A 24644-nucleotide genomic window follows, 5' to 3' on the forward strand; every position below is an offset into this window, starting at 1 on the left:
CTTCCAGCCGATCGTGATGCCATCGACTGAGCTGACTCATGACAGGTTCACCCGAACGCCCGATAAGTTCGCCGCCTACATCCAAGATAAGATGGAATACGAAAACGTAATCATCAATGTGGGCTTACGGCTGGACGCCTTTTGGGTCAACGGCCAAATCGCTATTGATCGAGAAGATCCTAACGTATACATGCCCTTCAAACTGGATCATAAGTATAAGGACTTGAACGGGGATGGAGTGATCGAGTTGAGTGAGCAGGTGGAGGAGAACGAATATAGCCTCGAAGAGCGGAAGGATTTCTGGTATCGAGCTGTCGAAGCCAAATATCAAGTCAGTCCCCGGTTTGGCATCGCTTACCCGATTACAGATCGGGGGGTGATTCATTTTTCTTATGGCATATTCCAACAGATTCCGGAGTACAGCCTGCTCTACAATGGGGATGAGCGGAAGGTCTCCAGGGCTGCCGAGACCTATGGCCCCTTCGGCAATCCTGACCTGAATCCCCAGCGGACAACGATGTACGAGCTGGGACTAAGCCAGCAATTGACGAATAACCTGGCGATCAACGTCACGGGATTTTATCGCGATATTCGGGACTGGATCTCTTCCAGTCCATCTATCCCCACGATTGTGGCCGGTGTCTCGTATGCCACCAGAATAAATAGAGATTTTGCGAATGTGCGGGGTATTACGGTTATGGTTGATCGGCGCCTGTCAAATCATTTTGCCTTCAAGGGTGACTATACCCTGCAGATTGTCGAAGGGACCAATTCCGCTCCGGAGGATGAGTTCTGGGCCCAATTGGAGGGTGCCGAACCTACCAGGCAGCTGGCCCCCTTGAACTGGGATCAGCGTCATACCCTGAATCTGAATCTTTTCTTTGGGTCTCCGGGTTTGGGTGCCAGTATCCTGGCCCGCTACAATTCCGGTCAGCCCTATACACCCGAGATCCTCACTGGTGAGCGCGTGGGGCGGAGTATTATTATGGGACTGGCTGAGAACAGCCGCCGCAAACCACCCCGCTTCACCGTGGATATCAATGCCTTCAAACAGTTCCAGCTGGGAGAAGGAGTTGTAAAGATTTCGACACAAATCTATAACCTATTTGATACCGATAATCCCTCCACAGTCTATTCTGACACCGGGGAAGCCGGGTACACTATCCGTCAGGTTCAGGTCACTCAAGCGGACAAGGGCTACTTCATCCGACCTGAATACTATGCTGAACCGCACCAGATATTGCTGGGAATCAGCTATGAATTTTAGTCTCTCCGGGCAAAGTAGGGTGATCCTCTCTCAACTCAGGCCTCTTATGAGGTATGTATTCGGAGCTTTCCTGATCTTCGTTTATCTGACGGGGCTCGATCTAAAAGCCCAGATCCTTGATCATGTGCCATCTGATCAACGGGGGAACGATGAATACCGCCGTTTCTCAAATATGGACGGCAATCGAATCCGGGCTTCCATTTTTAATAATGGCCTGAGTGGGGCTCCAAACGAGGAGCCTCAATCAATTCCATTCGAGTATCCTAAAAATAGTGACAAGATCTATGTATCCATCGTAGCCATATGGTTGGGAGGGGAGGTTACCGATGAAGACGGGAATGTGATTCAGATTGTGGATGTACCCATGTGGCGAAGCAGTCCGCAGGGAGATTCCTGGACCATGGAACCGGTCCATCCCGGGTTTCTCAATCCATACTCAGAAGAGCTCGCCCGGAGTGATGACGAATTCACCTGGCCTCCTGGTTCTGAAGGGGGCTGGCGGGATAAATGGGATGATCCGGTAGACCCCGGCTGGGTCGGTTCCTGGAATGGTTTCTTCGGTAAAAATATCTTCAATGCGGACGTGGAGATGTTTTACCGGACCAGCGACGACACTTATCACCGCTATAATTGTATACCTGATGAAACCGATCCCGATCGTGGCGGTATAGGACTACTGATGGATGTGCGGGTTCTCACCTGGACTCAAATTCTCATCAACGATGTTGTCTTTTTCATCTACGATATTAAGAACGATGGGACCAAACGTATCCCAAAGGCCTCGTTTCTCATCTTCCTTGCCGATTGGGTTGGAGGTGATGGTCTGGATGATGAACCCTATGTAGATATTCTAACCGACGTTGCCTTTTTGACTGATAGTGATCGCATTGGCACCGAGCCCTTCGGCACGGATCCAGTCGGTGTAGCGGCGGTGAAGTATATAGAAACGCCCGGTAATCAAGTGGATGGCATAGATAATGACGGCGACGCTGACGCATTTAAGCATCAGGGCCTGCTCATGGCGATAGATGGTGATCCTGGTGTACGCGTGCCCCATTTCACTGCTGCCGATTTTGAACCACGAAGCCTGCTGCCAGGAAACAAAATCGTTCTTATCGAAGAAGAGACTTTTGATCGGTACGTCACATTGTATCCCGAAGGGGGTGGCACGGTCGTTTCACTTGGCCGCGAAATCCAGCTGCCTGCCGGTGGAATCACGCTCGAAGAGGATACGGTTGCCAATTCGTTGGATGAGGACCTGGACGGGCTGATCGATGAGCGGTTAACCCTGCACTTAGAGCGTTTCGATGAGATCAGCGGTGAGGTAAGACCGGTTCGCTATATCAACTATTTATCCTTTGAGCCTGATGACACGGTAAAGAGAGGCTTTGTGGTTACTGGAACCGCTGCCGAATTGTCCTACGATAATGTGGCCCCCATGATCGACGAATCCAGGGACGATGGCTTTGATAACGACCAGGACTGGCGAATCTTGCAGAACGACACCGGTATGGATGGTGTTGGGGATACCGGTGATCCCGGGGAAGGTGACGGGGTGCCCACCAGCGGGGCCGGCACGGAGTTTCCCGGTGAAGCTAATATCGACAAGACCGACGTCTCCGAGACGGATTTAATCGGTCTGACCAGTGCGGTTCAGATCCCGGTCGGTTCGATCACATTTAATTCGCCGGATAGCTATTTCTGGAATCGTTTTATGGTTCCGGGCAATTTCGATCTGCCGCGACCCGTCGGCGAATACGATACCTACGTATCCAGTGGATTTTTCCCGCTTGATCCCGGCCAGCGGCAGCGCATGGCCGTATCCGTAGCCATTGCCGATGGAGGGATTGATAAAAACGCCGACATCGAAAGCGCTATCAGGAAGCAAGCGCATGCCACCCAGGCATACGAGGTTGACTATCAGTTCGCCCAGGCCCCCCTCCAGCCGAAGTTGAAGGCCGTCCCCGGTGATGGCAAGGTGACCCTGTACTGGGATGATATGGCGGAATACTCCTTTGATCGTTACATAGAGAGTCTGGGCGGTCAAGCCAACGACTTTGAAGGTTATCGCATCTATCGTGCCACAGATTCGGCCCTCGAAGATGCCCTGGTCATAACCGATGCCTATGGCACGCGGACCTTGATGCGACCGATCGCGCAGTTCGATCTGAAAGACAACATCACCGGTCTGCATCCTATCGATATCAACGGGATCAAATTCGACCTGGGAAAAGATACCGGAATTGTCCATTCGCACGTCGACAGCCCGGTCGTGAATGGCCAGCGCTATTTCTATATCGTCACGGCCTATGATTTCGGGTATGAAGCGGCGGAGATCGCTCCCACCGAGAGTCCGGTCCAGATTGATGTCGATCAGCAGGGGAATATTAAGACCGGTCGGAATGTGGCCGTGGTTCGACCCACGGGCCCGGCCGCCGGTTACCTGCCGCCCGAGGTGGAGTGGTTCGAGCATGTCGCCGGCAGTGCGACCGGGAAGATCGGCATCAGCCGTGTCATTGATCCGGTGAGTATTAAGGATGGTCATATCTACGAAATCACCTTCAGAGATACCATTATATCCGGGTCGACCGGGGATACACTCACTACACGTGATTTCACCGTTACAGATATCACAGAGAATAGTGTCAAAATCAGAAACAGTGTTCTGTTTGAAGAGGGAGATGAAATCCCGGTCATTGATGGATTCCAGCTGCAACTGGAAACCGAAAAATTTGTCACCCTGAATACGGAAAGCTCCGGTTGGAACCATGAAGAAGTCTTTCCCTTCACCTTCGAGCCGGTCACGTTTGTCGGCATAAGCGGTGAGAAACGGCCGAACGATTACCAGATTATCATCGGGGAACCGGGACTGTATACTTCGTATGATACCAGTCTTGGTTTTGCCACTCTGCCTGCTGTTTCGGTCAACCTCAAGGTAGTAAACCTTTTAAGCGGCAACGAAGTCGCTTTCGCCTTTGGTGACGTTTATGGAGCGGATGGGCTGTTCAATATAGACACCGCAAGTGCCAAAAATACCGACATAATTTTCCTGTTAGAGGAGGATGGCCGAGGAGGACTCACATATACCTGGCAGATCAGTCTTCTGCTCAAGCTTGGCGGTCGTAATCCGCAACCGGGCGATACCCTCGATATCCTGCTGCGCAAACCATTCCTCTCCGCAGATGTCTACCAGTTTAAAATGACCGGTTCGGCCTTGTCGGAAGACCTGGCCCGCGAGCAGCTGGACCAAATCCGCGTGGTACCTAATCCTTACCTAGCCGCCGAGTCCTGGGAACCCAGTAATCCTTACAGCAGTGGCCGTGGTCCCAGGGAAATTCATTTCATCAATCTGCCTCATCGCTGCACCATTCGGATTTTTAATGTGGCTGGAACTCTTATTGATATCATCGAGCATGAGGCGGAGCTCGAGAATGGCACCGCTATCTGGGACGTGCTGAGTAAAGAGAATCTGTCGATTGCCTACGGTGTCTATATCTACCATGTGGATGCACCGGGTGTTGGTCAGAAAACCGGAACGTTTGCGATCATTAAATGAGCCGGGATGATGCCGGATTGGGAAGGAAGTATCATTGGTGATTAGGTTCAAGGTCTTCATCGTTGGTCTGGCATTGGTGCTGATTCCCTCGACTGACGGGAAGGCCCAGGCTGTGAAAAAATTGGGGACCTCGGCAGCAACCTTTTTGCGCATCCCTGTCGGTGCCCGGGGTACGGCCCTGGGAAGCGCGTACGTCTCCCTCGCCGATGACGCCACCACCTTGTTCTGGAATCCCAGTGGACTGTCCCGACTCAGTGGTACGGCGGTTACCCTCGACTATGCGCCGTGGTTGCCGGGGCTGGATTTCAATTACCTAGGCCTGGCGATTCCTCTGGGGAATCTGGGAGGGTTTGGCATAAGCGTGACCAATCTCACTAGTGAGAAGATGGATGTAACTACGCCGCAGTTCCAGATGGGAACGGGTGAGACCTTTACGGCGGCCAGTCTCGCTGTCGGGGTTACTTACGCTCGAAGTCTCACCGATCGCTTCTCAATCGGAGCCACGGTTAAATATATCCAGGAACGAATATATAATTCCTACGCGAATGGTATCGGATTCGATGTAGGTACACTTTTCAACACGCCCCTCAGGGGAATTCGGCTGGGTGTAAGCATTGCCAACTTCGGTAGTAAGATGCAGATGGATGGCGAGGATCTGAACGTGAGGGTGGATATCGCCCCGGATCAAAGAGGTAACAACCAGACTATCGTCGGTGGTCTCAGGACTGATAAGTTCGACCTTCCCATGATCATGCGGATTGGTCTGTCCGCAGAGCTGCTGGAGTCTGACCAAATGCGGGTCACCTGGTTGATGGACGGTATCAATCCCAACGACAATGCCGCCGGTGTCAATATCGGTTTGGAATGTGCCTTATGGCGTGAGACCTTGGTCCTGAGAGGCGGCTATAATGATTTATTTCTGGAAGACAATGTACGCGGGTTGACCCTCGGAGCGGGACTTTCTATACCGTGGGCACGAGACCGAGGTATGTCGATAGACTATGCGTTTCAGGACTTTCAATACCTTGGAGGCGTCAATCGCTTCACTTTGAGTGTGGGATTTTAGTTCCTGGCGCTCTTCATCAGTCAGAGATGGAGAGCGCATAATCGAATAATAAAACCTGGCGGGCAATTAATAAATCCGCCGGAAGGGGGTGAACATGAACAGAAGCGTTATCAGCGGCCTATGCAGCAGAGTGATACTTCTTGGTATCCTCAGCGGAATTGCCACGCCGTTGATGGGGCAGGCAATTAACGTCACGATACAGTTTAATTCGGCAACCGTGCTGGACACACTTGGTGACCATCACTTTGTCCAAATCCGTGGTGAGCTCAACGGTGCGGAAGGGACGCTTCCGGATGGGAACAGCATTACCTGGAATTCAACTTCCGATTTGATCCTCGATAATATCGGCGGGGATTACTGGGAGAAAACCTTCCAGATGAATCCCGACGATACACTCGCGTACAAGTTCTGGACCGGATTCGATGCAACTACCGGCACGTCCGTTGTCTGGGACGGTTGGGAAGGTCCTCTCGTAAATCCGGACGGGTTGGGGGGCGACAACCGGATTCTGATAACGGGAGCGAGCGATACGATTCTTGTGGTTCAATATTATAATTCCTCAACGAGTTCGGTTGACCAGTACTGGCGGCCATACGAACCGAAACCGGATACCGTAGCCGTCTACTTCCGGGTGAACATGGCCGGTGCCGAAGAAAGAGGGGATTTCGACCCGGCTACCAATGGGCCGGTTATCGCCAAAGGTGGCTCACCATTGGGAGAACCGGACCCGTGGACGCAAATTGCCACCCTTATCAGGGAAGCGACCAGCGGCGTTGGTGGTTCGTTCTGGTCGGGTGCAGGCTACGTTGCCGTGGCGGATTTAAGTGCGGACGATCAGCAAGGGTTTAAATTCGTTTATGACGATGGCAGCGGTGGCGAAGTCTGGGAAACGACTGGTGATCGCACCTTCACCTTCTCGGCTGATCTCATTGCCGACGCAAGGGACACGACGATTCACTGGGCATATTTCAACGATCAGGGACCAACCGGCCTGACAGCGGTCAAGGCGACCGTAACCTGGCGAGTTGATCCTGGCGCCCTGGAGACTCTGGGCTTTTTCGATCGCTCGGTCGGCGACGCCATCTGGCTGGCCGGCCCGAAAGGATGGACCATTCCCAGTCAAGCCCTGCCCTTAACATACCAGCCAATACTTGGTCACTGGATTGCACAGGACCTTTTCGAGAAAATCCCCGGCGATGAGTTCCCTTACAAGTACGTAATTCGGTTTGACTCCAGCCGTGTGGATGAGACCAGTCCAAATTACATTCCGGGCCTCGATTTGACGGAATACTGGGAGGAACCGAGTGTTACCGGCGGAGCGAACCGGATGTATACCTACACGGATGCATCATCACAAGTTGTTGCAGGTGATTTCGGCAGAGATTACCAGTTCTTCAATAGTATTCCACCGGAAGGAGTATTGACCGATCCCATTACGGTTACCTTCAACATCGACATGGCCAATGCCGCGGATGCAGAGGTGAACACGGCTAATCCACTGTTCCGTCCGGGAGTGGACACAGCTTACGTTTTGTTTGAGGGATCGCTCATGGCGCTTTCCCAGGGCATGTCTCTATGGGGTGACGAACTCACCCGGGGCGTGATGTTGAGTGACGATGACGCGGACGGTGTTTATTCGGGCAGCCTGGAATTATCCGCTCCCACGGTTTACCAGGCTGGATTCATTGTCGGATACACCCAGGATGGTGGCTGGATAACCAACGGTGGTGGTTTGTTATATGGAAGGCGCTATTTCCAATTTATCTGGCCCGAATCACACGTACCTGATGGGGAGACGATCTGGCCTTCAGCCTATGACTTTCCGGTACTCGATTGGGTTCCAGGGAATCTGGCCGTCGAAACACCACCTGATTTTACTCAACCGCTGTCGGTTAATGAGCACGCGATCGGAGTCCCCGGGCAGTGGCGGCTGCAACCGAACTATCCCAATCCCTTCAATCCGACTACGATTATCGGATTCGAGGTAGCCACGACTGCGAAGGTAAACATTGCTGTCTATAATATCTTGGGGCAACGGGTTATGACATTAATTGATCGCGTCGTTGCACCGGGACACTATTCGGTGTTCTGGAACGGTATGGACGAATCAGGCAGCACGGTGGCTTCAGGAGTGTATTTCGTAAGAATGCATTCGGAGGAATTCAGTCAGGTGCATAAGATGACCCTGTTACGTTAAATGGGGAAGGAGGAATTTCAGGAGCGGACTGAAGATCCAATACTTGGATTACTCGGCAATCAGCTGAGAGGGGTGTGGCCTTCCTCTGGCCACACCCCTCTATTTCACTAATATCCGATTGTGGAAATGCAGCGTCATAGTCGTTCATATTCTTCCCGGTTGGCAGTAGCGGTCTTCATACTGGGGTGGCTGCCCGGGATCGTACATGGTGTAGATTCGCTCAACTTCATAGTTGGGGCTGATGTTTCGTACTTGAAACAGATCGAGGATTATGAGGGGACGTACACCGATGACGGCCTAGCCCAGGATGCCCTGGAGATATTTCGGCTCCACGGCTTTAACTATATCAGGCTGAAAATCTGGCATACGCCGGCTGAGCCCTACAATAACCTTGAAAAGGTCCGGATCATAGCCGGCCGGGCTAAAGAGCTGGGCTTCAAATTCCTCCTGAATTTCCATTACTCTGATTTCTGGGCCGATCCCGGCAAGCAGTATAAGCCTAAAGCCTGGAAAGATCTCCCTTCTTTTGAAATGCTTGAGGACAGCCTCTATCAATACACTAATCACACGATCATGGCATTAAAAAGCGCGGATGTGCTCCCGGATATGGTTCAGCTGGGTAACGAGATCAACTGTGGAATGCTGTGGCCGGAGGGACATGTCTGTGGCAGTGACAACACCTCTCTCCAGTGGTACCAGCTGGCCAGTCTGATCAATGCCGGTATCCGCGCCGTTCGGGACAGCCTTGGTCCCGATAACACCGTGAAAATCATGATCCATCACGCCAGTGGGGGTGATAACGGCGCCGTACGCTGGTTTTTCGATAACCTGTTTAGGCAGGGTGTGGACAGTGTCGACATAGACATTATTGGTTTATCGTTCTATCCCAAATGGCACGGGACCCTCGATGATCTGCGGGCCAACCTCTACGACCTGGCCAACCGCTACTACCAGGATTTAATCGTCGTGGAGACCGGATACCCTTGGACGCTGGCCAGTAAAGACGTCATCGGTAATATCTACGGCAGTCTGCAGGATCTGCATTCGGGCTATCCGGCAACCGTGGCGGGCCAGAGGGCTTTTCTGCTCGATTTAGGACAAATCGTACGGAATGTGCCCAACGGCCAAGGAAAGGGAATATTCTACTGGGAACCGGAGTGGATTTCCGTTCCAGAATTGGGTTCCGCCTGGGAAAATGTCACCTTGTTCGATTTCGATGGGGAGACCCTTGAATCTATCGATGCCCTCGCCTTGGATCCTTCCCAGATCCCTCGCATGAATGTGACGATTCGTCTGAACACCGCAGCCAATTATGACACGCTGTACCCGCATCATGTGGCCCAGATACGGGGGGAGATCACCGGATGCGGCGGGGGCTATCTATCCGACGGACGCAGGGTCTCCTGGGGGGCAGACTCCGATTTGCTGCTTCAGAATACCGGAGGCGATTACTGGACCATCACGCTGCCGATGTGCTCCGGAGATGAGCTGTCCTTCAAGTTCTGGTCCGGTTTGAATCGGCAGACGGGTACCTTTTTGCGCCTGGGATGGGAGGGGCCGGTCACACCGTACGATGATCCGGCAGGGAATACCAGGATAGTGGTAGTCGGGGAGTCCGATACGACGCTGCCGATTCAGTTTTATAACAGCACAGGAGAGAGCGTTACTCAGTACTGGCGTCCATACCCGGTATACGATGACTCCGTGGCGATTTTCTATCGGGTGAACCTTGGTCGGCTGATGGATTCGGGCCTATTCGAGCCGGATGTACATGGACCGGTAGGAGTTAGGGGCGATCCACCACTGTCCTGGGACGAAACCCGACTGCTGTTGACCCGGGAAGTGAACAGCGTTAACGGTGGTTCTTTCTGGTCAGGAGTGTTTTATATACCCCACGACGCCCTTGGGGATGGATTCCAGCAGGAATATAAGTTTCACATTGAAAATGCCGATTCGGATGGATTGGAAGAGGGGGCGAACAGGGTGCTCTCTATCAGGCCGGACTTTGAGGCAACGGATACCACTTTACACTGGGTCTATTTTACACAGAAACAGCCAGTTGCTATTCAGGACGATGCCAGATTGGCTCCAGTTGAATATTCTTTAATGCCTGTTTACCCCAATCCCTTTAATACTTCCACGGTAGTCACCTACCAAATTCCGGACAGGTCCTACCTGGCTATATCGGTCTACGACTTGCAGGGGCGACTGGTCCGCCAACTTGATAGCGGCATAAAAGAGCCCGGCACACACACATTAAGTTGGAATGGTGAAGATAGTAACGGTGTAGGTGTTGCATCTGGTGTTTACTATCTGGTCTTAAAGACCGGGGGAAGCAGCTTCACCAGGAAAATGGTGTTATTGCGATAATTATCGGTTGAGTTAACAACCAGTCCTTGTATCCGTTAAAAGGAGGGTCACTATGTACCGTATATTCTCCGTCATCATTATTATTAGTGTCCTCGCGGCCGGGACGAGTTGCGATCGTAAAACCACTGCAGGCAGCAACGATTCCCTCATCGGTGGCGACGTGTCTTTTCTAGCCGAAATTGAGCATTATGGGGGACAGTTTTACGATGGCGAGGAGGCACGAGATGCCATCTCGATTTTAAAAAGTCATGGCTTTAATGCTATTCGGCTTAAGCTGTGGCATACCCCAGCTGGGGATTTTAACACCCTTGAAAAGGTGGCTGAGATGGCCAGGCGGATCAAGGCTCAAGACATGCACTTCCTGCTCAATTTTCACTATTCCGATTTCTGGGCCGATCCGGGCAAGCAGTATAAACCCAAAGTCTGGGAAGGGTTGCCCTTTACGGTACTGAAGGATAGCCTTTACCTTTACACCAAGAGCGTGATAACCACTTTGAGGAATCAGAACACTCTTCCTGAAATGGTGCAGCTAGGGAATGAGATCCGTCCGGGCATGCTATGGCCTGATGGGCGGGTTGGCGGAGAGTATGATACGAAGGAGCAGTGGAATCAGCTGGCCCAGCTGCTGAAGGCGGCACGGAAAGGTGTGCTGGATTGTTTAAGGGAAGGTGAAGAAATCAAAATCATGATCCACATAGATAACGGCGGCAGCAATCGGATATGCAGATGGTTTTTCGACAACGTTCGCGAGCAGGGGGTGGAGTTTGATGTAATCGGATTGTCGTTTTATCCTAAGTGGCATGGGACATTCGACTCCCTGAAGGCCAACCTGGCCGACCTGGCAAATCGTTATGCCAGAGATATCATTATTGTTGAGACGGCCTATCCCTGGACGCTTCAGTGGGCGGAACGCGACGGCTTTGATAAGGGACATAATATCTTCGGCACGGATGCTGATCTGCATCCCGGCTATCCACCGACTCTGGATGGGCAGAAAGCCTTTTTCAGAGAACTCCGTGCTATTGTTCAGGGTGTCCCTGGCAATCATGGGAAAGGTATCTATTATTGGGAGCCGGAGTGGATTTCAGTTGAGGGTCTGGGTTCGCATTGGGAGAACGCGGCACTGTTTGACTTCGATGGGAAAGTACTGCCTTCCATTGATGCTTTTACAGGGATTGAGTAGTGGTATATAAAGTTCTCGCTTAGAGATCATCCAGGAGCATGGGCAATGGCCACTGACAGATATCACAACCGGCGTATGGCGTTGCGATTTGGAATTGCAGCTTTCGGGCTGGTAGTCCTAACTGGCTGCCTGCCCCCCTGGCAAAAGAAGATCGATTGGAATCGGTATATCGAAAATCCGCAAATGTTTGCGGAGAACCAGGAGCCAACCCATGTGCCGTTAATCCCCTTTCCTGACGTTAGGACTGCCCTTAATGGTGACTGGGAAGCCTCACCCTGGTATCTCTCGCTGAACGGTACCTGGAAATTCGGCTGGTTCAAGAATCCGCTAGAGGTTCCATCCGACTTCTACCGGAAGAGTTTTAAAGCCAGTGAGTGGGGGAATATCCGGGTTCCGGGTGTCTGGCAGACACAGGGCTACGGGCATAACATGTATCGCAATGTTCCCCAGGCCCTGGCTCCTTTCGATCCGCCTTTCGTGCCTGACAGTCTGAATCCAACCGGCTGCTACCTGCGCCCGTTCGTGATTTCGGAATCCTGGGAGGGCCGGCGGATCTTCCTCCATTTCGAGGGGATGAAGTCGGCGGCTTTCGTTTATTTGAATGGTGAATATGTTGGTTACGATCAAGGGGGAATGACCCCGGCTGAATTCGATGTCACGGAATATGTACGGACTGGGAGTAACCTCCTGGCCGTTGCTGTTGTCCGCTGGTCGGACGGCTCCTACCTTGAAGACCAGGATATGTGGCGTTTTGCAGGGATTTATCGGGATGTGTATCTGTTCGCTGCGCCGAAGGTTCACCTGCGCGATTTCTTCGTTCAGGCCACACTTGACAGTGCCTGTATCGACGGTGGCCTCAGCATTGATGCCATTCTGCATCACTATGGATCGGGCAAGGTGAAAGAGTATTCACTGGAAGCAGAGCTCTTCCCCTCCGATAAGGGTAGACCATCGATTCTGCATCTCAAGAAGTCGTTCAGTCTGGATCTAGAGGACACGCTTCGTCTGAGCGCCGCCGTATCCGCGCCTCATCACTGGTCGGCTGAGAAGCCTTACCTGTATACCTTGATACTTAAAGTACTCGATACGCAGGGTGAGGTTATAGAAGCCATACGTGAGCGGGTGGGTTTTCGGCGCTTGGAGATAAAGAACGGGCAGATGCACGTGAACGGCGTCGCCATTGATATCAAGGGGGTAAACCGCCACGAACATGACCCCAGGTACGGGCGTGCGGTGCCGCGGGAGGTGATGATCAAAGATATAACGCTTATGAAGCAATTCAACATTAACGCCGTCAGGACATCCCATTATCCAAACGATCCCGAGTGGTATTCACTCTGCGACGAATACGGCATATATGTTCAGGATGAAGTCAATGCGGAATGCCATTATGCCGAAGACTGGTTTGCTGACCAACCGGAATGGGTGGACGCCTATCTTGACCGCTTTTCCCGCATGATTCAACGCGATAAGAACCGTCCCTGTGTCATTATGTGGAGCACAGGCAATGAATGCGGTTTGGGCATGGCTCATTACGCCATGGCCGAATTCGCGGAAAAGAATGATACGACACGGTTTTTATATCACCAGTCTAATAGGCCACCGGGGGAGGCCCCTTATGTAGATATAATCGGTCCGAGATACCTGAGCCCATCCGAGCTGCAACAGCTGGGCGAGTCGCCTGGTAAACCGGTCGTGATGGGCGAATACAGTCATGCCATGGGCAATAGTGTCGGTCATCTCGATGAGTTCTGGGAGGCCATCCATTATTATCCTCGCCTCCAGGGGGGCTACATCTGGGACTGGGTGGATCAGGGGCTCACGGACACTTTGATCACCACCCCGGATCTCTCGGCACTCCAGGTTCGTTCGGCGCTTATGGGTCGCCCGCAGATCGTAGCAGGTAAGCTTGGCAAGGCATTGGCACTAAGTGGCCTGGATGACTGGGTTGAGGTGTATAACGATCCCGTCTTTGATCAGGTTGGCGACCAGCTCACCCTGGATGCCTGGGTATATCCACGGCTGTGGTTTAACGGCAATCCCATCATAACTAAAGGAAGTGAGCAATACGGTCTCATTCAATCAGACCTCGACAGCCTGGAGTTTTATGTGCATCTCAACCGACACATAAGGGTTAAAGCATCCTTGCCGGAAGATTGGTATTACAAATGGCACCACGTGGCCGGTGTTTATGATGGTCAGATGGTCCGGATCTACATCGATGGGGAAAAGCGCGCTTCCAGATCTGCCGAAGGGTTGATAAAGCGGAGCATATATCCGGTTAATATTGGAAGGGATGCTCAGCGACAGACTGATCAATTCCCGGGCTGGCTGGCGAATATGATCGTTGATCGGGTCCGGATCCACGGCGCGGCTTTAAACAGCGATGACCTGCTCGCATTGGAGGGGCCGGTCTCGTCCACTTTGCTATGGCTGGAATTAGACCGGTATGAACGATCTGGAGCCTATTTCAGCTATGGCATAAGTCCTTTCTGCATCAACGGGCTGGTCTTTGCTGATCGTGAGGTGCAACCTGAATTGTGGCAAGTCAGAAGGAGTTACGCCCCTGTGCGAGTAATGCCCATAGATTTAAATAGCGGGCGTGTTAAGGTCATGAATTATTATGATTTCACAGACTTATCCGAGCTGGAGTGTATCTGGGAGATAACAAGAAATGGTGAGATCATCGAGAATGGTTCTTTGCCCCTCTCCCTAGCTCCCAGGTCTGATAAAATCATACCTCTCCCTTATCGTTTACCATCGCCTGAGACTGATGCGGAATATTTCCTTAAAGTGGCATTCCGGCTCAAAGAGCCAATCTCCTGGGCACCGATGGATCATGAGGTTGCCTTTGATCAATTCAAACTGCCGATACTTCTATCCCGCCCGCAGTCCCGATCATCGTCACCCCTTGCAGTAAAAGAAGTAGGGAATCAGATTCGGGTTGAAGGCGATGATTTCACCTATCTTTTCGACCGAGATGCAGGCACGCTGGTATCCATGAAGGTGCGCGATCGTGAATTATTCCAGCAAGGACCAAGGCTCAATCTCTGGCGAGCACCGATCCCGAACGAGATGTCCGACTGGGGAGAGGCTGAAGCGCTTGACTGGTATGCAATAGGGCTCGATGGCCGGGATGAGCGCGTCGAAGAAGTGCGGGTTGAGCGGCCGGCACGCGAAAAGGTGGTGATCACTTGCAAGACACGCTGCAAGGCGAGCGACCTTATAACAGGTTATGAAAATCGCTACCGATATACCGTGAATGGTGCGGGGGAGATCATCCTCGAGCACCAGGCCACTCCTTTCGGAGATTTCTTGATCCGCTGGCTGCCGCGGTTCGGAATTCAGATGCACCTGCCCGATAGATATAAGCGGATCACCTGGTTCGGCCGCGGTCCTTTCGAAACGTATCCTGACCGGAAAACCGGAGCCGAAATTGGTGTGTATACAGGTACACTGGCCGAGCAGTATGTACCGTATGTTGTCCCCCAGGATCATGGAAATAAGACCGATGTCAGGTGGATAAAACTTGAGGATAGTGACGGCTTCGGATTAATGATCACGGCTGATTCCGTTATGAACGTAAGCGCCACTCCGTATGATAATCTTGATCGCGCCCGGTACGCCTTCCAGCTTCATGAGGCTGGCTCGGTAATTCTAAACATTGACCATAGAATTACCGGTGTAGGCGGCACACCGGTCCCCACTCGCCCTCGATACCGCACTTATCCCCAGGAATACTCCTATTCGATTACACTTAAACCCATCTCAGGTGGTGCAGACTGATAAGAATTTATATAATCCTTTTACAAACTGATATAGCAGTATTTATGCCTTTGAGCCCCGGTCAAATACTGCGTAGGCATTTTTCGGGCTTTCCTCGCTGGAAGGAAGAGATGGTGTCTGTATCCAAATTGTATCCCAAATCAGCACATTATTCCCTAGATCTACATGTGTTTCCCCGAGCAGTATCTCGCGCAGATCTTTAGCGGCACAGACCAGGAATCCCTTTCAAAGCTCACCAAGCATGTCCTGGGGGCGGGGAAGGGGCTAGCCTTTCAGGCCTGAAAACGGCTGATTTGCAGATCCGGGTTGAATACGCGACCAGGGCTACCAACAGCTGACCCGCAAACTGCTTGTCAGATGCTCAACTTGGCAACCGAGGTTTCCTTGGACCATCCAATCTTTCTTCTCCCGGGTGTCCCTTTCCATCTCACTATCAGCCATAATTCCCATCACATCGTGCCTGCGGAACTATTGAATAAATATCAGTAAAACATTAGATTTCAGTAGATATTATATATTATCTGAGGGTCATATCTGATCTTCTTGAAGGGAGTTATTAGTGATCCGGGCAATATACGGTTGCCCTAACCTGTTATTATACTCGAGCCCCATCCTCCGGACTCACAACGGAATTTCACACCTAAAATCCGTCTTCCTTTCATCCTCTCCCGTTCTCCAAGTGTTATCGGAGGTCTGCCCATGAAGACAGCTGGCATCCAGTTCCTACTCTGGTTCCTTTGTTTTACGGCGATACTCTGTGCTCAGCGGAATGAATCGCTCGCAGTCCTGGATCTGGAAGGCCGCGGCATCTCGGCCGCCGAAACTGCATCCTTAACCGACCGGCTGCGATCCGAGCTGGTCAAGACGGCGGAGGTGACGGTCGTTGAGCGGGGGCAGATGAACCGGATCCTGACGGAGCAGGACTTCCAGCTCACCGGCTGCACCTCGGACGAATGCGCCGTGGAAGTGGGCCAGCTGCTGGGTGTCTCGCAGATGGTCGCCGGCTCCATCGGCAAGCTGGGCAACACCTATCTGCTGGATATCCGCATCATCAACGTGCAGACCGGCGCTATCGTCGAGACCATGACCCGCAACTACCGCGGCGAGATCGACGGCCTCATCGAACAGATCGAGTCCCTGGCCTGGGACATCGTAGGCAAGCCGAGACTGGAAGAGATCACACTAATGGAGGAAGAGCCCGAGCCGGTTCCTGAGCCCGAAGAGGTGGCCCAACCGAAGAAGAAGTCACGCTGGCTGCTCTACGTGGCCGGGGCTGCTATCCTCGGCGGTGGGGCGGCGTACCTGCTCACGAGCGGTGGCGCGGCACCACCCGTATCAGATATCCCTCTGCCACCCCAACTGCCGCCGGTGGAGTGAAGGGAGAGTGTAGATGGAGGTCGAAATAAAAAAATCATCCTGCCCGGTCCTGATGCTATGCTTCGCCATGCTAATACCGCACCTTGGCCTGGCCCAATCCTGGATTAGTTCTACTTCTCCATCGCGCAACGCACTCAATAGCGACAAGTCCACAAATATCAATATTGAATTCTCTCAGGATATTAATTCAGCTACGCTTACAAATTCTACGATCAAAGTGAATGGCTCACAGAGTGGCCTGCACACCAGTACCGATATCAACTATAATGCTGGTACAAGAATAGTGGTTTTCAATCCTGACACTGATTTCAAAGTTGGTGAGTTTGTATCTGTAACACTTACTACAGGAATAAAGAACTCCGGTGGAAGCTCGATGACGACGCCTTACATCTGGACGTTTGCGATAGGGACAACTGCTGGAACAGGGATGTTTGGAAGTGCGGGAAGTGTAAGTGTTGGAGATCTACCCAAGTCGATTGCCACAAATGATTATGATGGAGACGGGGACCTGGACATGGCTATTGCCAATTGGTCTTCACATAACGTCTCGATTGTAATGAATGATGGCAATGGAAATTTCACCGTTAACTCAACAATAAATGTAGGGAATTACCCAACATCAATAATAGCAGCGGATTTCGATGCCGACGGAGACGCAGATTTGTCGGTCTTGAATAATGGCTCGAAAACAGTATCCATTCTGAAAAATAATGGGAGTGGTACATTTTCTCAATTTTCATCGGCTAACACTGGTTCGGCAGGAGGCAACAGCCTGGCTAATGGAGATTTTGATGGAGATGGGGATTTAGATTTAGTTGTGGTTGAGACTTCTTCCACTGAAGCTGAATCCATAATTCTTCGTAACGATGGTATCGGTAACTTCGCTTTAGAACAAACCCTCCTGTTTAGCACGAGACTCTTTTCCGCCACCCCAGGTGATTTTGATGGGGATGCTGATCTAGATCTGGCCTTTTCACATAACGTCGCAACAGTGACAATTATGGTGAATAATGGGAGTGGTAATTTCACATTAGGCTCGACCCTTTCGGTGGGTGACGGCACTCGAGGAATTACCAATGGGGATATCGACAATGACGGCGATTTAGACATCTGTGTAGTAAATACCAACTCGAACACTGTCTCGATTCTCAAGAATGACGGGACTGGTACTTTCATTGAAGACTCAACGCCATCCGTCGGTGCTAGCCCTCAGGCCATAGCTATCGGAGATTTTGATAGCGATGGAGACTTGGATTTAGGGACAGCAAACTATGGATCGTCAACAGCCTCAATCCTGAAAAATGATGCGGCCGGGAATTTCACCCAAACACTAACAGCATCCATCGGAAATCAACAAAATTCAATAACCACCGGCGACTTCAATGATGACGGTGATCTCGATCTGGCAATCTCACATGCAGGCGCAGGAATTTCAATACTAGAGAATGATCAACCCCCCTTCACCGACCTGGGGCTGATCATTCCCGCCGTGCGCGACGGCGACGTGGCTTGGGCTGATTATGACAACGATGGCGACCTGGACTTCCTGATCACCGGCCACGATGGTACCAACCGCGTGACGGCACTCTACGCTTATACGGGGGCCGGATTCTCGGCCGTGTCGACCAACCTGCCGGCGGTGAACTACAGCATTGCGGTTTGGGGGGACTACGACGGTGATGGCGACCTGGACCTGTTCCTCTATGGAAATTCGGATGCGGGTGCGATCAATGATATCTACCGCAACGACGGCGGCGGGACGTTTACGCCCATCAGCGCCGGGCTGGCCGTTGAAACCTCCGGGTCGGCGGCTTGGGGAGACTTGGACAACGACGGCGACCTGGATCTGGTCTTGCATAACACCCTCTACCTGAATGAGAACGGGACCTTCTCGGTCTTCACGACTAACCTGACCAAGACAGTTTCCGTGAGTTTGGGTGACTACGATAACGACGGTGACCTGGATATCCTCCAGGGCGGTGTATGGGTCGGCAATACCACCGCCCTGTACCGCAACGACCTGAACGTTCTGGGCACCTTCACCCAGGTCAGTACCTCCATCACGCCACTGGGAGACGGTACGGTGGCCTGGGGCGACGTCGACAACGACGGTGACCTGGACGTATTGCTGGCTGGCTATAATGCCAACGACCGCACGGAGGTATGGCAGAACTCTGCGGGGGTGTTTACCTATGCCGCCGGGTTCCAGGAGATCGTGTACGGCGAAGGAGCTTGGGGTGACTATGATAATGACGGTGACCTGGATATCCTGACGACAGGCGCCTACGGTAGTGGGGCGTATACTGATATCTACCGCAACGACGCGGGTTCATTCACCAAGGCTGTTTCTTTAACGGGATTGCGGGAATCGGACATCGCCTGGGGCGACTACGACGGCGATGGAGACCTGGATATCCTTTCCAACGGGCAGGACGCCTCCAGCATCCGTCACTCCATCGTCTACCGCAACAACGCCACCACACCCAATACAGCCCCCACCGTGCCGGGCGGTATGAACGCGTCATTATCTGGCAGCCAGGTGGATTTCAGCTGGGGCAGTGCTACCGATACGGAGACGGCCACGCCCGGTCTAACCTACAATCTGCGGGTCGGTACAACACCAGGCGGCAGCCAGATCATGCCTGCCCAGGCGGACGCGGCTACCGGTTTCCGGCGGATTGCGGCCCTGGGCAATACCAACCACGATACCACCTGGACCCTCTATGACCTGCCTGATGGTACTTACTATTGGTCGGTGCAGGCGGTGGATGCAGGCTTCGCCGGTTCGGCCTTTGCCTCGGAACAGACATTCTTGGTGGCTGTTCCCCCCGCCGCTCCCACCAACCTCGCCGCCACCCCCGGCAACCAGCAGATCACCCTTACATGGTCCGCCAACACCGAGCCGGACCTGAGCCACTACCTCGTCTACCAGGGCAGCACCAGCGGCTTCGATACCACCGGTGCGGGAGTGGGACAGACCAGCGACACCATCTTTACCGTCGCTAGCCTGAGCAACGGCACACCTATTGGTTCGTGGTAGCAGCAGTAGACAGTGCCGGGAACCAGGGCGCGGCTTCCAACGAAGTAAGCACCTCTCCTGTAGGTCTCGTCGCTTATTACCCCTTCAATGGCAACGCCGACGATGAAAGCGGGAATGGACACAACGGAACCATTTCAGGTCCTAGCTTAACAACAGATCGATTTGGGAATGCAAACAGCGCATACCAGTTTGTTGGAATAGATGGGGTAACTGAAGACCACCGGATAGATATTGGTGTTGCCTCTACCATTGTGCCGGAGGGTTCGGATTTAACCTATGCGAGCTGGATAAAATCGTCAGGGATGACGGGAGTTCATACTGTAGTAAATACAGAAACGGGCGAGCCAAAAGGATTTGGACTGTGGTATGACCCTGGTGTTGGAGGCGTATTTACAGCATTTATCAGCGATGGTACTTTTCCGATACTCAGGATTGATACAAGCTTGGTTCCAACAGGCAAATGGAATTATGTGGTTATGACTTGGTCGTCCGCAGATAGTCTTCGTCTATATATCAATGGTGCATTGGAAGGCACGGCATATAAGTCCCAATGGACTTACGGCACTGACTATACTGCTCACATATTCATTGGCGGCGCTATGATGGGAGTATCAGGTGCACAAAACTCATTTAACGGGACACTAGATGATGTTCGCATATACACGAAAGTTTTGACCTCATCGGAAATACGCAATCTTTACCTGGGAGGCCCACCCTTGGCCCCCACCAACCTCATCGCCGCCCCCGGCGACCAGCAGGTGAGTCTCACCTGGGACGCGAACACTGAGGCGGACCTAGCTAAGTACCGCATCTATCGGGACACCGCCTCACCTGCCTCTACTCTCATCGACAGCGTGGTCGGCTCCCCGCCGGATACCTTCTACACTGACACCGGCCTGAGCAACGGGCAGGAGTATTTCTACCGCATCTCGGCAGTGGATGAAGCGGGGAACGCGAGCGGGTATTCGAGTGAAGATAGTGCTACGCCCGTAGATGTGACACCACCCCCCTTCCCGCCGCCTGCCAGTCTCATCGCCACCGATGGCACCGTGAAGAACTTCCAGAAAATCAGTGACACCGCAGGCGATTTCACAGCCACTCTGGATGATGATGACCAATTTGGCGTTTCGGTAGCCGCCCTGGGCGACCTGGACGGTGACGGGGTCACCGACCTGGCTGTAGGAGCCTATGCGGATGACGACGGCGGGATTGGCCGGGGGGCCGTGTACGTACTTTTCATGCAGACCAATGGGACCGTGAAGTCGTGCCAGAAGATCAGCGACACGGAGGGCAGCTTCACCGCCGTGCTGGATGATGTTGACGGCTTCGGCGTCTCGCTGGTGGCCATAGGTGACCTGGACGGTGACGGCGTCACTGACCTGGCTGTGGGAGCTTGTTATGATGACGACGGCGGGACTAGTCACGGAGCAGTGTATGTACTTTTCATGCAGGCGGATGGCACGGTGAAGACTTTCCAGAAGATCAGCGCTACGGAGGGCAGCTTCACCGCCACTCTGGATGACTTAGACTACTTCGGCGTCTCGGTAGCCTGCCTGGGCGATCTGGACGGTGATGGAGTCACGGACCTGGCCGTGGGAGCCCATCATGATGACGACGGCGGGGCTGATCACGGAGCAGTATACATACTGTTCATGAACACCGATGGGACGGTGAAGTCTTTCCAGAAGATTAGTGACACGGCCGGCAACTTCACCGCCACGTTGAATGTTTTAGACTCATTCGGCGCCTCGGTTACCGGCCTGGGTGACCTGGACGGTGATGAGGTGATGGACCTGGCTGTTGGAGCCTATGCGGATGACGACGGTGGTATTTATCGCGGAGCGGCGTACGTGCTTTTCATGCAGACCAATGGGACGGTGAAGTCCTACCAGAAGATCAGTGATACCGAGGGCAACTTTACCGCTGTGCTGGATGATTACGACTACTTTGGCGGCTCGCTGGCCGCCGTTGGTGACCTGGACGATGACGGGATCACCGACCTGGCTGTAGGATCCTATTATGATGACGACGGCGGGACTGACTACGGAGCATGGTATGTACTTTTCATGCAGACCAGTGGGACGGTGAAGTCCTTCCAGAAGATCAGCAACACGGCGGGCAACTTCACCGCTACGCTGTATAATGGTGACAACTTCGGCAAATCGTTGACGGCCATAGGTGACCTGGACGGTGACAGTGTGACAGACTTGGCCGTTGGAGCCTGGTATGATGAAGACGGCGGGCCTGACCGGGGAGCGGTGTATGTGCTGTTTCTGCAGGATGCACCCCCCGCCACCCCCGCCAACCTCACCGCCGCTCCCGGTGATGGGCAGGTCACCATCACCTGGGATGCCAACAGCGAGGTGGACCTGGCCAAGTACTGCATTTACCGGGATACCTCCTCACCGGCCTCCACTTTGATCGACAGCGTTGTGGGCTCCCCGCCGGATACGTTTTACATGGACAGCAATGTGAGCTATCTGCTCACCTATTATTACCGGGTTACGGCAGTGGATAATGCCGGGAACGAGAGTGGATTTTCTAGCGAAGACAACGCAACGCCGTTACCTACGCCCCTTCAACAGGACTCGCTGGCCTTGGTAGTACTATATGACAGTACCGGGGGTCCCGGCTGGATGACTGGTACCAATTGGCTTACCGGGCCAGTATCGACTTGGCATGGGGTGACCGTTGAGACCGGCCGGATTACCATGCTTGAATTGCGCAACAATAACCTGTCTGGCCTCATCCCCACCGCTATCGGTAACCTTACCGGCCTGACTTTTCTTAGCCTTCGTGAAAATCAAATCACCGGTGATATCCCCGTTGAGATCGGCAATCTCTCCGACATGACTGGTCTTGATCTTGGTTGGAACCAACTTACCGGATCCATCCCCTCTGAGATCAGTAGTCTGGCAAGTTTGTCGTACCTTTATCTCAGCCACAACCAAATCACCGGTAATATCCCCACTGAGATCGGTAATCTGGCAAGTCTGACGTCTCTTTATGTCAGCTACAACCAACTCACCGGCCCCATCCCCACCGGGATCGGCAGCCTGTCAAGCTTGACGACGCTTAAACTAGCTCGTAACCAACTTACCGGTCCTATCCCTACTGAGATCGGTAGCTTGACTAGTCTAACCCAGCTGTTGCTTGGCGGGAATCAACTTACCGGCCCCATCCCCACCGAGATCGGCAGCTTAACCAATTTGACGGACCTATCTCTTTGGGGTAACCTATTGACAGGACCTATCCCTAGCTGGATCGGTAGCCTGTTAAGCTTGACGAAGCTTAAACTATCTGATAACCAACTAACCGGTCCTATCCCTACTGAGATCAGCAGCTTGACTAGTCTAACTCAGCTGTTACTTGGCGGGAATCAACTTACCGGTCCCATCCCCAGCGAGATCGGCAGCCTGACCAATTTAACAGAGTTATCTCTTGCGAGTAACCAGTTGACCGGGCTTATCCCCAACTGGATTGGCAGCCTGAATAATTTGACATATTTAAATCTTGGGAACAATCAGTTAACCGGCACTATCCCTGATGAAATCGGCAACCTGACCAGTTTAGAGCGTCTGCATCTTGGTGGGAACCAACTTACCGGCCACATTCCCATCGGGATCGGCAGCTTAGCCAACTTGCAGGAGATTGGCGTTCACAGCAACCATCTCACCGGTCCCATCCCGCCGGAAATAGGCAACCTCAGCGCCTTGACCTCATTGTCTCTAATGTATAATCAACTGAGCGGAGCCGTGCCTCCAGAAATCGCTAACCTACCTCTTCTACAGATTTTGGAGCTGCGTAACAACCAGCTCACCGACCTGTCCGATCTTTCCGGTATCGATTCCCTCAATACGCTGACTGTGGAGTACAACCAACTAACCTTCGAGGATATCGAGCCCAATATCGGAGTACCAAGAACCCTCTTCACCTATGCTCCCCAGGACAGCGTGGGTATTGAGGGAGATACTACTGCTACTTTAGGTAATCCTTTTACACTAGTATTAGTTGTCGGTGGGCAGAATAACCAGTACCAGTGGCGGAAGGATGGTGTTGACATTACAGGAGCTAACGCCAGCACCTACAACATACCGGTGGTTGATTACGCTGATACTGGTGCTTATTCCAGCGTTATTACCAATTCTCTCGCGACTGACCTGATTCTCTACAGTCGGCCAACAAAGGTTACTGTGGTCGACCTACCCCCCGCCGCCCCCACGAACCTCACTGCCGCCCCCGGCAACGGGCAGGTCACCCTCACCTGGGATGCCAATACCGAAGCCGATCTCGCCAAGTATCGCATCTACCGGGATACGACGTCGCAGGCTTCCACCCTGATTGACAGCGTGGTTGGTACCCCACCAGACACATCCTACACCGACATCGGTCTTACTAACGGGCAGGAGTACTTCTACCGCATCACGGCGGTGGATAGTGCGGGGAATGAGAGCGAGAATTCGAATGAGGTGAGCGCAACGCCGGTAAACTATCCTCCCGTAATCACTTCACCGACCACGGCAAGCGCCACCGAGGATGAGTACTTCAGTTACCACGCCACAGCTGCCGATCCAGAAGACAGCACCGTCATCTTAACCTTCGACCTATTGCCATCCTGGATTGAGGCCGCGGCTGATAGTGTCTTCGGGACTCCCCTGGAAGGGGCGGTGGATACCTCCTTCCGGGTGATTGCTTCCGATGGCGAGCTGTATGACACCCTGATAGTCACAGTGACGGTTACTCCGGTGAATGATCCGCCGGTAATCACCTCAGCGCCCACGGTGCAGGCTACTGAGGATAAG

The 24644-nt window shown here is 52.8% G+C and carries 10 protein-coding genes and 1 pseudogene; all 11 read left to right on the plus strand.

The annotated features are described in order from the left end of the window. A partial coding sequence (locus ACETWG_08390; GenBank protein MFB0516609.1) for a TonB-dependent receptor plug domain-containing protein occupies nt 1-1267 on the plus strand: 1267 nt, incomplete at its 5' end. Between the two features lie 46 nt (nt 1268-1313). Then, nucleotides 1314-4823, plus strand: a complete 3510-nt coding sequence (locus ACETWG_08395) for a hypothetical protein (protein MFB0516610.1) — start codon at nt 1314-1316, stop codon at nt 4821-4823. A 37-nt stretch (nt 4824-4860) separates the two neighbouring features. Beyond that, entirely contained in the window at nt 4861-5889 is a 1029-nt protein-coding gene (locus ACETWG_08400; protein MFB0516611.1) for a PorV/PorQ family protein, read from the plus strand. 94 nt (nt 5890-5983) lie between these two features. Continuing rightward, complete coding sequence (locus tag ACETWG_08405) at nt 5984-8086, plus strand: T9SS type A sorting domain-containing protein (protein MFB0516612.1); 2103 nt, start codon at nt 5984-5986, stop codon at nt 8084-8086. Between the two features lie 126 nt (nt 8087-8212). Continuing rightward, the gene (locus ACETWG_08410; GenBank protein MFB0516613.1) at nt 8213-10456 is read left to right on the plus strand and encodes a glycosyl hydrolase 53 family protein; all 2244 of its coding nucleotides are present in this window, start codon (nt 8213-8215) and stop codon (nt 10454-10456) included. Nucleotides 10457-10508: 52 nt separating this feature from the next. Next, a complete protein-coding gene (locus ACETWG_08415) occupies nt 10509-11639 on the plus strand; it encodes an arabinogalactan endo-beta-1,4-galactanase (GenBank protein ID MFB0516614.1) in 1131 nt (376 codons plus the stop codon). A gap of 45 nt (nt 11640-11684) precedes the next feature. Beyond that, on the plus strand, nt 11685-15425 hold the full coding sequence (locus ACETWG_08420; protein MFB0516615.1) for a glycoside hydrolase family 2 TIM barrel-domain containing protein: 3741 nt from the start codon (nt 11685-11687) through the stop codon (nt 15423-15425). Nucleotides 15426-16124: 699 nt separating this feature from the next. After that, a complete protein-coding gene (locus ACETWG_08425; protein MFB0516616.1) occupies nt 16125-16802 on the plus strand; it encodes a CsgG/HfaB family protein in 678 nt (225 codons plus the stop codon). A 67-nt stretch (nt 16803-16869) separates the two neighbouring features. After that, nucleotides 16870-19842, plus strand: coding sequence for a beta strand repeat-containing protein (locus tag ACETWG_08430; protein ID MFB0516617.1), 2973 nt, complete (start codon nt 16870-16872; stop codon nt 19840-19842). 251 nt (nt 19843-20093) lie between these two features. Beyond that, nucleotides 20094-20519, plus strand: a pseudogene (locus ACETWG_08435) (LamG domain-containing protein). A 39-nt stretch (nt 20520-20558) separates the two neighbouring features. Then, the coding region (locus tag ACETWG_08440) for a leucine-rich repeat domain-containing protein (protein MFB0516618.1) at nt 20559-24644 on the plus strand (4086 nt) is incomplete at its 3' end.

It is taken from the genome of Candidatus Neomarinimicrobiota bacterium, from assembly GCA_041862535.1.
Lineage (GTDB): Bacteria > Fidelibacterota > Marinisomatia > SCGC-AAA003-L08 > TS1B11.